Below are 13,316 nucleotides of genomic sequence, written 5' to 3'. Positions count from 1 at the left end.
CCATCACCGACCCCCACCTCACCACCCTCACCCACCACCTCACCACCACCGACATCACCCTCGACAGCACCAACCCCGACCCCACCGACATTCACACCCAACACCTCCACTTCCACACCCTCCTGCTCACCCCGCCCCCCAGCGGCAGCGCGAACACGACAGCCCGCACCAACCACACCCTGACCACCCTCACGCTGATGGTCCGCCACATCCTCGACGCCACCACCGCCGACTCCACCCCGCCCGACCTCGACACCCTCCGCCACCAGCACACCCTTCACCGGCAGCTCCTCGCCCACCTGGCCCACCACGATCCCGATGCCACCGAGACCCACTGGCGCCACCACCTCACCCACACCCCCCACCACCCCACCACCCCCCTCGACCTGCTTGATCTCCTCGGGGAGTAACCGGGCGACCGGCCACCCCGCGCCCCGAGGCCGCCGCCCCGACGGGGAATCCGCCCCGTCTGTCGCGCGGCCCGCTCGCGGTGCAACCGGGCCGTTCCCGAGATCCCTGTACGCTCGCCCGCATGAGTTCTGGGCGGGTTCGGGTCCGGTTCGCGCCGTCTCCCACCGGCATCTTCCATGTGGGTGGAGCGCGGTCGGCGCTGTTCAACTGGCTGGTCGCACTGCGCACCGGTGGCGATTTCGTGCTGCGCGTCGAGGACACCGACGCCTCACGTAACCGGCCGGAATGGACCGACGGCATCATCAGCGCCTTGGACTGGCTGGGCATCAGCCCCGGCCGGTACGAGGGGCCCGTCCTGCAGTCGTCGCGAGCTCAGGCCCACCGCGACGCGGCCAGCCGGCTACAGGCGGCCGGCCTGGCCTACTACTGCGACTGCACCCGCGAGGAGTTGGCGGAGCGCACCGGCAACGCCCAGCGGGGCTACGACGGTTTCTGCCGCGAACGGGCGCTCGGGCCCGGTCCCGGGCGGGCGCTGCGGTTCCGCACACCCGACGAAGGGGTGACGGTCGTGCGCGACCTCATCCGCGGCGAACCACAGTTCGCCAACGACACCCTCGAGGACTTCGTCATCGCCCGCGCCGACGGCTCGGCGGTGTTTCTGCTCGCCAACGTCGTCGACGACCTCGAGATGGGCATCACCCACGTCATCCGCGGTGAGGAGCACCTGCCGAACACTCCCAAGCAGCAGCTGTTGTGGGCGGCGCTCGGCGCGCCGGAACCGCCGGTGTGGGCGCACGTCCCCGTCATCGTGAACGAGAAGCGGCAGAAGCTGTCCAAGCGGCGCGACAAGGTGGCGCTCGAGTCATACCGCGACGAGGGCTACCTGCCGGCGGCGATGAAGAACTATCTGATGCTGCTCGGCTGGGCGCCGCCCGGCGACGAGGAGATCGTCCCCTGGGAGACGATCGAGACGACCTTCGACCTGGCCGATGTGAAGCCCTCGCCGGCGTTCTTCGACGAGAAGAAGCTGCGGGCGTTCAACGGCGAGTACATCCGGGCACTCACACCGGACGAGTTCGCCCAGGCGGTACGGCCGTGGCTGACCGCCCCGGTGGCGCCGTGGCCGGCCGAGGCGTTCGACCCGAAGGTGTTCGCCGCCGTGGTCGGGCTCGCCCAGTCCCGGCTGTCGGTGCTCTCGGAGATCGTGCCGATGGTCGACTTCCTGTTCCTGGCGGACGCCCCCGTGGACGACGCGGCCTGGGCGAAAGCGATGAAGGGCCCGGCCGCCGCACTTCTCTCCGATGTCCACGCCCGGTTCGGCACGGTCGAGTGGACGGCGGAAGCCCTGAAGACGGCGCTGACCGAGGTGGGCGAGCAGCACGGGCTGAAGCTCGCCAAGGCACAGGCCCCCGTGCGGGTCGCCGTCACCGGGCGTTCCGTGGGTCTGCCGCTGTTCGAGTCACTCGAGCTTCTCGGCCGGGAGACCACCCTCGCCCGCCTCGACACCGCCCGCGCCCGCCTCGCCACCGCCGCCGCCTCGTAGGCCCGTAGGCGAGAGCTGCCCCGAAAGAATCCAGCACAAATCCGACACAAAGCAAAAAATCTAGGTCCGCCACAAAAGGCGGAGACAAGGTCGAGCCCGGGCCGCGGCTGGGACGGGCCGCGACCCGGGCTGGGCGCACCCACCGAAGGTCGGGGTTACCTCCGCCGGGTGAAGCTCTGGTCGGTCAGATCGGACGTGGTGCGGCACCGTCGCGCCGTGGCCTCGTGGCGCTCCGGCGTCGCACCCTGCGTCGTTTCCGACGATGACCAGCACATCTCCCGGGGCCTAAAGGATTCTTAAGATCGACGAAAGACAAGCTGTGAACCCGCCGTCACCATGCGCCCAATAGCCGATCACATTCCGTCATAACGACCGAACTCCGTCGCCAGCCAAGGCCCCGAGGGAGCGGCACACGCCTCCTCGGCGGGCGCCTGTCCGCAGGCATCCGCCGGCCCGCGTCCGTCTGCACGCTTCCGTCTTCGGCGCCCGTCGCGCCGGTCGACCCGCGTTCCTCGCCTGGGACCCCACCAGCACACGCCGGCCCAGGGCTCATCGGGCTTGAAGCTGCTCGTCGGTTCAACGCTCGTCAGGCGGAGCGCGAAGCCTCGCCAGGCAGCGCTCGGCGCCCTCCCAGACGGAGGCTCATCCGGGCTCAGGGCCCCACAGGAAGGGCTCAGGGCTCGTCGAAGCCGCGGGATGCGGCGCCGCGCGGGACACGCTGGCGCGGTCGCAGCGCAGCCCACTCGTCCGCCCAGAGCGCCAACGGCTCGATGACACCCTGCAACCGGCGTCCGTGGACGGTCAGCCGGTACTCGCCGGCCTCGTCCACTTCGACGATGCCGCTCTCCCGCAGCTCCCGCAGCCTCTGCGTGAGCTGCGTTTCCGGCGCTTCCAGACGGGCGGCGAGGGTCCGGAAGGACTCGGAACCGGTCCGCAGCTGCCAGTAGACGCCCAGCGCATACCGACGCCCGAGCAGCTGCACCAGCGCCGCAAGCGGTGCCGACACCCCCGCACCAGCACCCGGCGTCTCCCCCTCACCACCCGCGCCCCCGCCACCGGCCTGCACCGCGGCCCCGGCCCGCCCGCCACGACGCGCGGCGCGCCCCTGCGCTCCGCTCACCATCCATCCATTCCGGACCCTTGCGAGCTGGGCCCGCGACGCCCTGTGGCTCTACCTGGGTCAGCGCGCACCCACCGAGCGGACGCCGTTCGAGCTGACACCGTTGGAACCATAGGTCACCATCGGACGGAACGGGAGCGTCCGGGGCGTTTTCACCTCGACACCCAGCACGCCGCGGATCCGCTGACCGAGCGCCCCAGCCTGGGCCGAGATCAGCCCCGCCGCGCTCTGGACCTCCGGCCGCTCACGGATCTCCCGCGCCTGGCGCATGATCGTGTCGTACCGCTCGCGCCCCGCTCGGGCACCGAGAACGTAGCCGACGCCGAGTGCGGCAACGACACTGGGCCTGATCCGCATGTTGCCTCCCAGGAGACCGAGGGACGTGCCGACAGTGATCTTCCAGCCGGCTGACGTTGTGCCACCAGATCGATTCCTACCCCACGCACAGGATGCCCCGAACCTCAGGTAGGCTGACCGCGTCAGGTGCTGCGACAGCTACGGCGCCCGATCCCGCGTAGCTCAATTGGCAGAGCAGCCGGCTGTTAACCGGCAGGTTATAGGTTCGAGTCCTATCGCGGGAGCCGCCCCCAGCTCACAGCTTTGATCGACGATCACATCAAGATCAAAGCCACAAAGTGCCCACAGAAAATCTGTGTCTCATCCCACACCTGCACGCTAGGGGACCGCACGACCGGCCGGCTGTCGGGATCCATCCTCGGGGTCCCCGATCGTCCCCAGATACGCGCGCCGCGACGGCGAGGCACTCCTGCCTCCGCTTGGTCGCCGATCGCATCGCCGCCCAGATGTTGATCACTACTCCGCCGTCGACGCGTCCGGCGAGGTGTCCGGCACCTTCGCCGCTCCCGCTCACTCGACGACCACGGTCACCGCCACGACGTCGCCGACCCCGCACGGTTCCTCGTCAAACAGCTCCAGGCAGGACAGCCAGGGCACCCGCAGCCGGTGCCGGCGCGCTCTGAGCCGGCCACCCGTTTAGACAGTTGCGATATCTGACTCCACCAGAGCGCGCCGGCACCACCGAAACCACCGCTGTCATCGAACGGATCTTCGACCAGTAGCGCAGCCGACCCTCGGGCCAACCCTTGGCGTTGATTTCGTGCTGCTTACTACCGGCGGGCCATGGAACAGCGCACGGGCCGCGCATCACGATACTGTCGCAGCCGGAACAGTCTGAGGCGGCGACGCTCGCCGCGCCCAAAGACGCGCTGGTGCGCCACCGGGGGTGCTGAATTTGCTCGGCCTGGTCGCTCTTACCCCGCCCCTGCCTACGGCCGCGAGCGTCTGATGGACCAGGGCCAGGAGCCGGCCGCCCGCACAAAGCCCGACTTCTTCATCTCCTACGCGCCGCCAGATGAAGAGCACGCGGAGTGGATCGCCTGGGAACTGGAAGGGGCCGGCTACACCGTTGTGATCAGGGCGTGGGACTTCGTCGCTGGGACGCATGTCATCCAGGAGATCCACCAGGCGGTGCAGAACGCCACGCAGACGATCGCCGTTCTATCTGTGGCCTACCTGACCGAGGCCTACGTGGCAGCGGAGTGGCAGGCGGCCTTCGGGGACGACCCGCTCGGCAAACAGCGCAAGCTGCTCGTTGTCCGGGTCGAGGGCTGCGACCGCCCCGGTCTGCTCCGCCAGCTGGTCTGCGTCGACATCTTCGGCCTGACCGCTCGAGATGCACGCGACCAGCTCCTGAAGGCCGTCCGCGGAGATCGACGCAAGCCGCCGCGCGCACCCGCGTTCCCCTCCCGTCGCCATGGCCAGGTGCCCGACCTGCGGGAAATAGCAGATCAGTTGCAGGTCGCGGTGCGTCGGCAGTGGGAGGACGAGGCCGCGATCCGGCGGCTTAACGAGCCCTACCCACTCCCTGTGAGCTGGCAACCAGCCGACTCGGACCTGACCGATGACTGGGAGACCATCATCCGGCTAGCCACCACCGGCGCTGGCTGGCCCATTACCGGAGGCTGGGCCGCGGGCCCCGCCGAGCTGGCGGGCAGCGGCCGGCAGCTCGCTGACGTTCTGGACAGAGTCCCCACCGGCAGGCTGGTTGTACTCGGAGAGTCCGGCTCCGGCAAGACCATGCTCGCCGTCCGGCTCGTGCTCGATCTCCTCAAACACAAGTCCCCCGAGGCGCCGGTGCCAGTCCTGATCTCCCTCGCCTCGTGGAACCCGACCGAAACCGGTCTGTACTCCTGGCTCGACCAGCGGCTGACCCTTGACTATCCGGGCCTTCGTGAACGAGCACCTGACGGGAGCGGAGCCAGCCGAGCGCGGGCGTTGCTCAACGCAGGCATGCTCCTCCTGCTTCTTGACGGCCTGGACGAGATTGCCGACGCCGCCCGCGGCCACGCGATCGGCCGGATCAACGACGTGTTGCGGCCTGGGCAGAAGCTTGTTCTGCTGTCGCGGAGCGGGCCATACCGGGCCGCGACCCGCCCCGGCGACGGGCCCGAGGTGACATTAGCCGGCGCTGCTGGCATCAGTCTGTGCTCGCTGCCGGCCACAGACGTCGTCGACTACCTGCAACGCTCGGCTGGCGGACCAACCACGGCTGGCCGCTGGGAGCTGATACGGGCCGCACTGGCCGCGCCGACTCCGCCACCCGTAGCCGAAGTGCTGACATCGCCCCTGATGGCCCACCTGGCACGAACGATCTACAACCCCCGTATCGGCGAACACGGCAGCAGCCTGCCCGATCCGAGGAGTCTCCTGGACCCGGTCCAGTTCCCCAGCCGGACTGCCATCGAGGAGCACATGTTCGACGGCTTCCTCCCAGCCGCCTACCGGAAACATGAACGGGCGCGTCCCTGCCCCTGGCTTACGGTGGACGCCGAACGGTGGCTGGCCTTCCTCGCTCGACATCTCGAACACACTCACCATGGCAGCCCCGACCTCGCCTGGTGGCAGATCCCCGAAGTCATCTCCCCCAAAAAACGACGGTTTACCATCGGGCCCGGGGTTGGACTCGGGGCAGGGCTGTTATGCGGGATAGCTTTCGGGCTTGACGGGGATCTCGCACTCAGGGTTGCGTACGTGCTGTATTTCTGGCTTTTTTTCGGAGGTGCGGGGACCTTCTTCGGAGGAGCAAAAGTTCCGTTACCGAAGCTGGCGGTGTGGTGGAGAGTCCCCCGTTCCAGGGTCGTTGCCGCACTCAAACCGGTGCGTAATGCTGTGCTCCCGTTCGGGATTGGGTTCGCGCTCTTGGGCGGGCTCGGGGTCGGGCTCGAGCTCGCGGGCGCGCCTGTGAAGTTCGGTGAAGGAGGCACCGATGGGTACGAGTCCGTGCTTGTGCTCCCGCTCCTTGTGATGGTCTTTCTCGGGCTTTTCTTGGCGCCCCTATCCGGGGCCTTCGAAGCCATGTCGGCAGACCTCACCGAAGCGGCAGGCCCCACCTGGGTGCTCCGGCGAGACCGAGCCGCGTTCTGTTCGGTCGTGCTCACCACCGGGCTCGGGCCCGTACTCGTCTGTTGGCTGACGCCGGGAGGGTTCGTGTGCGGGCTCGGGTTGGGGCTCGCAGTCGGGCTTATGTTCGCGATTTATCAGACATCGTGGGGGATGTTCACGCTGACCCGGGCCTGGCTCGCCGCGCGCGGCCGGCTCCCCCGCAACCTGATGGCGTTCCTGGCTGACGCCCATGAGAAACGCGGCGTTTTACGGCAGTCCGGCGCGGTCTATCAGTTCCGGCATGTGGAGCTGCAACGCCGCCTCGCCTCTAGCAAGGACCGCACCGGCCGACCGTTCGCCGGGGTCGAGTAGGTGGAGGATCAGGCTGATCCGTGAGGCCTACGGACTGCACCGCCATGCGCCGCTGATCGAGACGATCCTGTGGTGGCAGGACCGTTGCTGGCGAGGCATTCAGGCCGGAGCACTGACGGGTCAGACCCGGCGGCGGTGCGGCTACGCGACGCCGGCGCCATTGAAGACGTCCGTGCCGGCTATCAGTGGGTGGCCGACAACCGCGGCCGACTCGGCAACCAAGATTGATCTTGGAGGATCGCGCGGTCCCGCGCGGATCAATCGGGTAGGTCTGGTGGGCCAGATCGAAGGCCTCGGCCACGGACCGGTCCACACCGGCGCGGTCGCCGAGCCGACCGAGGGAGCGTGCCTCTCCGTTCACGGCGAGGCGGATCGCCTCAGCTGACCGACCGGCGACCCGGCGGCCTTCCCGGGTAAAGTCGAGGGCCGCCTTGTAGTCCCCGGCGTAGTACTCACACAGGCTTTATGTGCCGCGCCGCACAGGCGCGCCTCGGCGGTCGCGGTGTCGGTGCCGTCGGGATGCGTGTCACCGGCGGTTTCGCACTGGGCAATCCGGTCAGGGGAGACAGTCGCCGTCGTCGCCGTTCACCCGACCCACCGTCACCCCCGACGGGCCGGGCCCGGTGAGATAGATAACGCGTGGGTCCACCGGGGCCGCGGCAAAGGTGCGGGCATACCCGATTCGGCCGGCCGGGACTGGTGGTCGCGTGTGGTGACCTGGGGATTGCGCGGGCGCGCCGGTCTCTCACGGTCGGCACCAGGGCGGATACGGCTACTGCGCGCCGGTCGGGGTGGTTCCGTCGGGCGCAGGGCGTCGGAGGGAGGATGTGTCCCAACCCGGCCATTCCGAGGTCAGGCGAGGAGATCGGTGTGGATGGTGGTCAACCGATGAGCGGGGGACGATCCGCCAGATTCCCCGCGGAGCGGGCTATCCGGGTCACCACGGTGGTCGCGGTGGCGACGGTGGCGATAGTGGCGGCCTTCGTGTCCTATCGGCACATGCGCGGGGTCGCGATGCAGCACGGGGAGGACCCGATGTCCGCGGCGGTGCTGCCGTTCAGCGTGGACGGGCTGATCGTGGCCGCGTCGATGGCGATGCTGGCGGACCGCCGCGCCGGACGCAGCCGGTCCTGGCTGCCCTACCTTCTGCTGGTGCTGGGTGCCTGCGCGTCGCTGGTCGCGAACGTGCTGCACGCCGAACCCACCTTCACCGCCCGGATCATCGCCGGCTGGCCGCCGCTGGCCCTGCTGGGTTCCTACGAGCTGCTCATGCGCCAGATCCACCCGGCCGGACGCCGGACCGCGGGCGTTGCGGCCACCGTGGACCTCCCGATCCCGCCGCAGCGCGGCCCGTCGCCCGAGGCCGACGACGAGACCGACCGGGCGGACGGCGCGTCAGCGGTCGGGCCGAACGGCGCGATGGACGCGGCGGCGAAACGCGAGGCGATCGCCCAGGCCCTGGACCTGACCGGCGGGTCGGCCACCGAGACGGTCGCGATGCTGGCCTCCCTGGGCATCACGGTCAGCAAGAGCTGGGTCTACCAGGTGCGTAGGAACACCCCGCACGCCGACCACAACACCGGCCCGTCCGTACGGCCCGCGCATCGCCCCACCGTTCGCGGACGGCGCCGTGGCATGGCCGGCGAGCGCACCCTTGTGCGCGACCAGGGGCCCGCGGATGAACCGGGCGCGGGCCAGGGTAGCGCCGCCTGATCCGGCCGGGCATCGACCGTGGCACCGAGCGGTCGGCGACGGGTGGGTGGCACAAGCCGCCAATGTCAGGCGGCCCGGCCACGCATCTCGCGGTGCCGGGCCGACGACAGGCAATCCGCCGGATTCGAGCGGCGGGTGAGGACCGAATGAACCGTGTAGTTCGTCTCCGGCCCACGGACCTCCACCATGATCGCCAGGGACTCGTCCGCGAAGTGGTATGTCGCCGAGTGCACGTCGGGCCCGCAGTGGTGCACACCCCCTGCGGCGAAGGTGTCGCCGTCGCCGCGCTCCGGCCGCAGGTTCACGAACGTCCGCTCGCCGGGAGGTACGTCAGCGAAGGTGACCCTGATGAAATTACCCTCCAAGAGATAGTAGTATTCACGGAAGGCGGGACCAGAATATCCGGAGTGCAGGTGCAGATTACCTTCCTCACGATACCGAAGCACGCCCGAGGGGAGCTTGCCGAAAACCGCCTCTCCCTCCATCGTCCCGATTCCTGAAATAGTCCTGTGCAGGACCCAGGTACCCTCGAGTCGAACGAAGGCCGCGGCGGCGTATCCGTCTGAAGGCGCTTGTTCTGACGGCTGGGTCACCAGTCCTCCGCGCAATCTCGGCAGCGGCGCTCGGGCCTCGTCCGCAGCGCCCCGGCGATGGTGGGCGCGGTATGCGGCCCACCACACGGTAGTGCGTCGGAACCCCGGTGTCTTCCACAACCTGTTGTTCACGCCCGGGCCGGTTCGGGCTCGGGCAGCACTCCCAGCCGCCGGTCGCCCCGGTCGGTGGCGTCGGCGCGTTCATCGCAGCCGGCGTCGGCCTGGCACCGGGCCGCGACGCCCGGACACCTCGCTCGACCCATGGGCCGCGCGCCGCGTCGCGCCGTGACCGGCAGGGCCGCGACCGGCCGAGCCGCGATCGGCCGGGCCGCCCCGGGGCCGCCCGGCTCATCGCCGCTCTCCACCCAGGCCCCGACTGCCGGTAGAAAACTACTGGTAGGGAGCGACGAGAAGAGGGCTGAATCATGTCCGGGTATGAGATTGTCTCGTTTCTGACCGACTACGGTCTCAGCGATGGCTTCGTGGCGACCTGCCATGGAGTGCTGTTGGGTATCGCCCCCAGCGTCCGGGTGATCGACATCAGCCATGTCGTGCCCCCGCAGGACATCCGGACCGGTGCGCGGCTGCTCGCCAGGGTCACCCCGTATCTACCCAGGGCGATCCACGTCGCCGTCGTCGACCCGGGAGTGGGCGGGAAACGCCGGTCGATCGCGGTGAAGACGGACCGGGGTGTCTTCGTCGGCCCGGACAACGGCCTGCTTTCCTGGGCGGTCGAGCAGGCGGGCGGCGCGATCGCCGCCTACGAGCTCACCAATGAGAAGTTCTTCCGGCACCCCGTGTCGCGCACGTTCCACGGGCGCGACATCTACATCCCCGTTGCCGGTCACCTGGTGCGAGGAACGGCGCTGGCCGAGGTTGGGCCGGAGATTCCCGCGGCCTCCCTGACGGCTCTCCCCACGCCGCTGGAGACGATCGAGGACGACGGCCTGCGGGCGGAGATCATCCTGACCGACCATTTCGGCAACCTCCACCTCGCCAGCCGCCGGGAGCGGCTCGAGGCATTCTCGCTGTCGATCGGCCAGCCGGTGGTCGTCGTCACCGCGGCCGGTGAGCACCGTGCGACGTACGTCGAGGTGTTCGAGGAGGTGCCGGTGGGCGAGCTGGCCTTCTACGAGGACGCGGTGGGCCAGCTGACAATCGCGGTCAGCTCGGGCAACGCGGCGCAACGGCTCGGAGTCGCCACCGGTGATGTGCTCCGGATCCGCGTCGTCCTCTGATCCAGCTGCTATGCCTGGCGTCGCCGTGGTGGACAGTCCGTCCACGCCGCAGCCGACCAGACCCCGGCTCCAACCACGACCACGACCACGAAGATCGCTCCGCTGGTGTACGTCCGCCACGCCCGGGAACGACACGATCATGCCTGGCGAGAGCCGGGCAGGTCGAGCGGGATACGCAGGGGTGGGGCTAACGGTGTGGCCCGGTCCGAGCGAAACGCCTGCACCAGGTACGAGGCGAGTCGCCGCGAGGCAGCGGCTGTCGGGGACAGCGGCTCGAAGCGGAGGATCTCCTCCACCGCGCCGGGGATGAGCGCCGGGTCGGCCGCGAGCTCCGCGCGCTGGTCGAGGTACTGGTCGAGCACGCTGGCGGCCCAGCCGAGGTGGCGGGCCGCGGTCTCGCTACCGGCGTGCCGTCGAGGTGCTCGCCGTGCGGCTCCAGCCGGACCCGCACCCCCGGATCGCCGTACAGGTCAATGTCGAAGCCCTGGGCCCGGAACATCGGCGCCGCCAGCGCCCGGCACATCGCCGAACACGCAGGCGTCACCTGAGGTGTGATCCAGTACCACCTCGGCGACCGGGACGGCCTGTTCACGGCCGTGATCGAAACCGCCCATCAGGAGTTTCAGGCCAGCGTCGACGCCGTACGGCTGCCGACCACCGGCACCACCCGCGAGCGGGTCAGCGCCCTGGTGGACGCCGCCTGGCGCGCCTTCAGCGCGCCGACCTCGATGGCGAGCCTGGAGATCTCGCTCGCGACCCGTCCCGACCGCTCCCACTCCCTGGACGCCCGGCTGGCGGACACAGCCGCAGGGCTGCACCAGCTCGGCGCCCACCTCACCGGCCGCCCCGATGACCGGCTCGGCGACCTACTCTGGGCCGCGCCGCGCGGGATGGCCCACAGCCAGATGATCGCCGTCAGCTCCGGTCGTCACGACCAGCAAGCCCTCTCCCACCACCGACCCCCGCCACCACCCTCCCCACCACCACGCGTGACGACGGGCCGACCCCGGAAGACCTCCGTGTCGCTTCTACAGGGTTGCGAAGCGACAAATCGGGACACAAAACCGGTAGAAGCGACACCCCCGCGCACCAGCAGCGCCACCACCCCCGACTGCCATCACGGACAGCGAGATTCACCGGGTGAGCCCGGCCGCGAGCCGGAGACCCACCAGAAGCAACCGAGATCGTTACTGGGCCGACCGCCTTCTGGAACTACGCGCTGCGATCCCTCCAGGGATGATCAGCGACACGTCCAGCTGGGCGTCACGGTCGGTCTCATCGCAACACCTCGGGCCGACCCGTCCTCGCCCGCGCCCACCGCCCTCACGCGACGCAGCCCTCGACCCCCACTCCCCCGACGTCCCCGCACCCACCCGCATCCCGCTCGCCCGCGCATCCACCCGCCGCTCCGCCATCACACCGATCAGCCGCAACACCCTGCACATCGTCGACCCCGCCGACGGCTTCATGACCCCCGTCCACCCCGGCGCCCGCACCCAGCCGAGGGCGAACCCAGGACCGTCGGACCAGCAGGCAGCCCGGCGCGGAGTGGTCGCCCGGCGCGGAGCGGCTGCCGGCGCGGTGGTCGGACCATCGAGGGCGTCGATGCGAACGCCTCCTGGAGCCATCTGAGGCACGTCGCGCGCGAACTCGACGTGCCGGGCCACTCCACGGAGACCGCGACCGACTCGCCCGTGATGCGCATCGTGTTGAAGACGCCTGCAGCGACTCCGGCGTTGCGCGTTGGGACGGCGCCCACGGCGGCGTTGTCCACTACCCCGAATGCCAGCCCCACTCCGGCGCCGAAAGGTACCAGCGGCACGGCAGCGACATCCTGGCGTGGAACCAGCTGGCCGCCACCCTGATCGCCGAATTCCCCCGGCTGCCAGCGGATGAGCGGAACATGGCTCGCCGGATCTTCCTCGACCCCGATGCCAGGCAGGTCCACCCCGATTGGGAGGGGCCGCCCGCACCACGGTCGGGATCCCGCGCATGACCGCCGGACGCCGCCCGCACGACCCGCGACTCGTCCTCGACTCGTCCGGCTGATCGGTGAACTCTCGCTGGGCAGCGAAGCCTTCCATGTCCTGTGGGCCAGCCATCACCTACACGAGAAGACGCATGGCCACAAGTGCTTTCGTCACCCGGCCGTGGGCGAGGTCGCGTTCGACTCCCAGACTTTTCATGGCCCCGGCCCCGATCACCACCTGCTGGTGATTTACACGGCGGTACCGGGGAGCCCTGCCGAGCAGGCGCTGAACTTTCTTGGCAGCAACGCCGTGGCGCGCGCACCTTCGCCGGCGCAGCGTTGAGCGTCAGACAGAGCACGGGCTGGGCAATTCGGACATAGTGGGTTCGGGCGACCCATTGTCATACGTTGATGCGCTGGGGTGTTGTCACCAGGTTCCGGACTCGTTACGCTTTGCCTGCATCGGTTCGCGACGGGGCCCTTTCGGGCAGCCGGTGGAACCACGGGGGTTCACGTTTCTGTGTCGGCGCGCTGCCGCCGGCCATTGTGGGCTGTCTCGCGGACAGGCCCGGCTGGTCTTTCTGCTTTCTTTTGCCGGCCGGCTTCTGCGTGGCCGAGACGCGGCCATGCCTACCAGAGAGGTGGAAACATGTCCCTTTACCACACCGAAATCCAGTGGGGCGGCCCGAACTCGGACTGGCACAAGGACAGCGACCTGCAGATCGTCATCAGCAACCGTAACGGGGTCGTGCCCCAGTCGGGCCGGCCCGCCACCGGCACTCAGGTGACCTGGTCCGGTCCGCAGGGCAACGGCAGCGTGACGTTCTTCGACAACGGCGCCTCGTTCCAGGGCGCCGCCCAGTTCCCGAACGAGGGTCCGGTGGGCTACCGCGGAACGGCCGCGTCGTAGGCGGTCGGTGCGATGTGACGCCGGTCGCGGTCGGTGGGCCGCGGC

The 13,316-nt window shown here is 69.5% G+C and carries 11 protein-coding genes, 1 tRNA gene and 2 pseudogenes; 9 read left to right on the top strand and 5 right to left on the bottom strand.

Going from position 1 to position 13,316, the window contains the following annotated elements; all coding sequences use genetic code 11:
* Together MXD95_RS26540 and gltX are read left to right on the top strand one after the other, a co-directional pair.
* Nucleotides 1–410, top strand: a pseudogene (locus MXD95_RS26540) (hypothetical protein); the annotation flags it as partial.
* A 122-nt stretch (nucleotides 411–532) separates the two neighbouring features.
* Entirely contained in the window at nucleotides 533–1,954 is a 1,422-nt protein-coding gene (gene gltX, locus MXD95_RS26535) for a glutamate--tRNA ligase (protein ID WP_250643472.1), read from the top strand.
* A 673-nt stretch (nucleotides 1,955–2,627) separates the two neighbouring features.
* Here the strand turns inward: gltX and MXD95_RS26530 are convergent.
* Nucleotides 2,628–3,077, bottom strand: coding sequence for a winged helix-turn-helix transcriptional regulator (locus MXD95_RS26530; protein ID WP_251079073.1), 450 nt, complete (start codon nucleotides 3,075–3,077; stop codon nucleotides 2,628–2,630).
* A gap of 57 nt (nucleotides 3,078–3,134) precedes the next feature.
* Entirely contained in the window at nucleotides 3,135–3,431 is a 297-nt protein-coding gene (locus MXD95_RS26525; protein ID WP_250643470.1) for a hypothetical protein, read from the bottom strand.
* A gap of 151 nt (nucleotides 3,432–3,582) precedes the next feature.
* Here MXD95_RS26525 and MXD95_RS26520 point away from each other — a divergent pair.
* The 3 genes from MXD95_RS26520 (at nucleotide 3,583) to MXD95_RS26510 (ending at nucleotide 8,561) form a co-directional block, all read left to right on the top strand.
* A tRNA-Asn gene (locus MXD95_RS26520) sits at nucleotides 3,583–3,655 on the top strand.
* A 724-nt stretch (nucleotides 3,656–4,379) separates the two neighbouring features.
* Nucleotides 4,380–6,848: a TIR domain-containing protein gene (locus tag MXD95_RS26515; protein ID WP_250643469.1), complete on the top strand. Its 2,469-nt coding sequence runs from the start codon at nucleotides 4,380–4,382 to the stop codon at nucleotides 6,846–6,848.
* Between the two features lie 888 nt (nucleotides 6,849–7,736).
* The gene (locus MXD95_RS26510; protein ID WP_250643468.1) at nucleotides 7,737–8,561 is read left to right on the top strand and encodes a DUF2637 domain-containing protein; all 825 of its coding nucleotides are present in this window, start codon (nucleotides 7,737–7,739) and stop codon (nucleotides 8,559–8,561) included.
* 65 nt (nucleotides 8,562–8,626) lie between these two features.
* Here the strand turns inward: MXD95_RS26510 and MXD95_RS26505 are convergent, their stop codons facing one another.
* A complete protein-coding gene (locus tag MXD95_RS26505) occupies nucleotides 8,627–9,154 on the bottom strand; it encodes a DUF6314 family protein (protein ID WP_308301590.1) in 528 nt (175 codons plus the stop codon).
* Nucleotides 9,155–9,579: 425 nt separating this feature from the next.
* Here MXD95_RS26505 and MXD95_RS26500 point away from each other — a divergent pair, with 425 nt between their 5' ends.
* Entirely contained in the window at nucleotides 9,580–10,392 is an 813-nt protein-coding gene (locus MXD95_RS26500; RefSeq protein WP_250643466.1) for an SAM hydrolase/SAM-dependent halogenase family protein, read from the top strand.
* 251 nt (nucleotides 10,393–10,643) lie between these two features.
* Here the strand turns inward: MXD95_RS26500 and MXD95_RS26495 are convergent.
* Nucleotides 10,644–10,799, bottom strand: a pseudogene (locus tag MXD95_RS26495) (cytochrome P450); the annotation flags it as partial.
* Nucleotides 10,800–11,014: 215 nt separating this feature from the next.
* Nucleotides 11,015–11,194, bottom strand: a complete 180-nt coding sequence (locus MXD95_RS26490; protein ID WP_250643465.1) for a hypothetical protein — start codon at nucleotides 11,192–11,194, stop codon at nucleotides 11,015–11,017.
* Nucleotides 11,195–11,962: 768 nt separating this feature from the next.
* Between MXD95_RS26490 and MXD95_RS29430 the strand changes: the two genes are divergently transcribed.
* The 3 genes from MXD95_RS29430 to MXD95_RS26485 all read left to right on the top strand — a co-directional run bounded on the left by MXD95_RS29430 (nucleotide 11,963) and on the right by MXD95_RS26485 (nucleotide 13,271).
* Nucleotides 11,963–12,388 (top strand): MmyB family transcriptional regulator, encoded by a 426-nt coding sequence (locus MXD95_RS29430; protein WP_374122152.1) that lies wholly within the window; start codon nucleotides 11,963–11,965, stop codon nucleotides 12,386–12,388.
* The gene (locus tag MXD95_RS29425; RefSeq protein WP_374122151.1) at nucleotides 12,285–12,704 is read left to right on the top strand and encodes an MmyB family transcriptional regulator; all 420 of its coding nucleotides are present in this window, start codon (nucleotides 12,285–12,287) and stop codon (nucleotides 12,702–12,704) included. Before MXD95_RS29430 ends, MXD95_RS29425 begins: the two co-directional genes overlap by 104 nt.
* Before the next feature lie 306 nt (nucleotides 12,705–13,010).
* Entirely contained in the window at nucleotides 13,011–13,271 is a 261-nt protein-coding gene (locus MXD95_RS26485) for a hypothetical protein (protein WP_250643464.1), read from the top strand.
* The last annotated feature ends 45 nt before the right edge of the window (nucleotides 13,272–13,316 follow it).

The sequence above is a fragment of the Frankia sp. AiPa1 genome (assembly GCF_023243075.1).
Lineage (GTDB): Bacteria > Actinomycetota > Actinomycetes > Frankiales > Frankiaceae > Frankia.
The sequence above is the reverse complement of the archived record's forward strand: the minus strand, read 5'-3'. Positions and strand labels throughout refer to the sequence as shown.

Excerpts from the sequence above, each read along its gene's own strand:
- MXD95_RS26525 (WP_250643470.1), bottom strand. The coding sequence starts at position 3,431 with ATGCGGATCAGGCCCAGTGTCGTTGCCGCACTCGGCGTCGGCTACGTT.
- gltX (WP_250643472.1), top strand. The coding sequence starts at position 533 with ATGAGTTCTGGGCGGGTTCGGGTCCGGTTCGCGCCGTCTCCCACCGGC.
- MXD95_RS26500 (WP_250643466.1), top strand. The coding sequence starts at position 9,580 with ATGTCCGGGTATGAGATTGTCTCGTTTCTGACCGACTACGGTCTCAGC.
- MXD95_RS29425 (WP_374122151.1), top strand. The coding sequence starts at position 12,285 with ATGAGCGGAACATGGCTCGCCGGATCTTCCTCGACCCCGATGCCAGGC.
- MXD95_RS26485 (WP_250643464.1), top strand. The coding sequence starts at position 13,011 with ATGTCCCTTTACCACACCGAAATCCAGTGGGGCGGCCCGAACTCGGAC.
- MXD95_RS26510 (WP_250643468.1), top strand. The coding sequence starts at position 7,737 with ATGAGCGGGGGACGATCCGCCAGATTCCCCGCGGAGCGGGCTATCCGG.
- MXD95_RS26515 (WP_250643469.1), top strand. The coding sequence starts at position 4,380 with ATGGACCAGGGCCAGGAGCCGGCCGCCCGCACAAAGCCCGACTTCTTC.
- MXD95_RS26530 (WP_251079073.1), bottom strand. The coding sequence starts at position 3,077 with ATGGTGAGCGGAGCGCAGGGGCGCGCCGCGCGTCGTGGCGGGCGGGCC.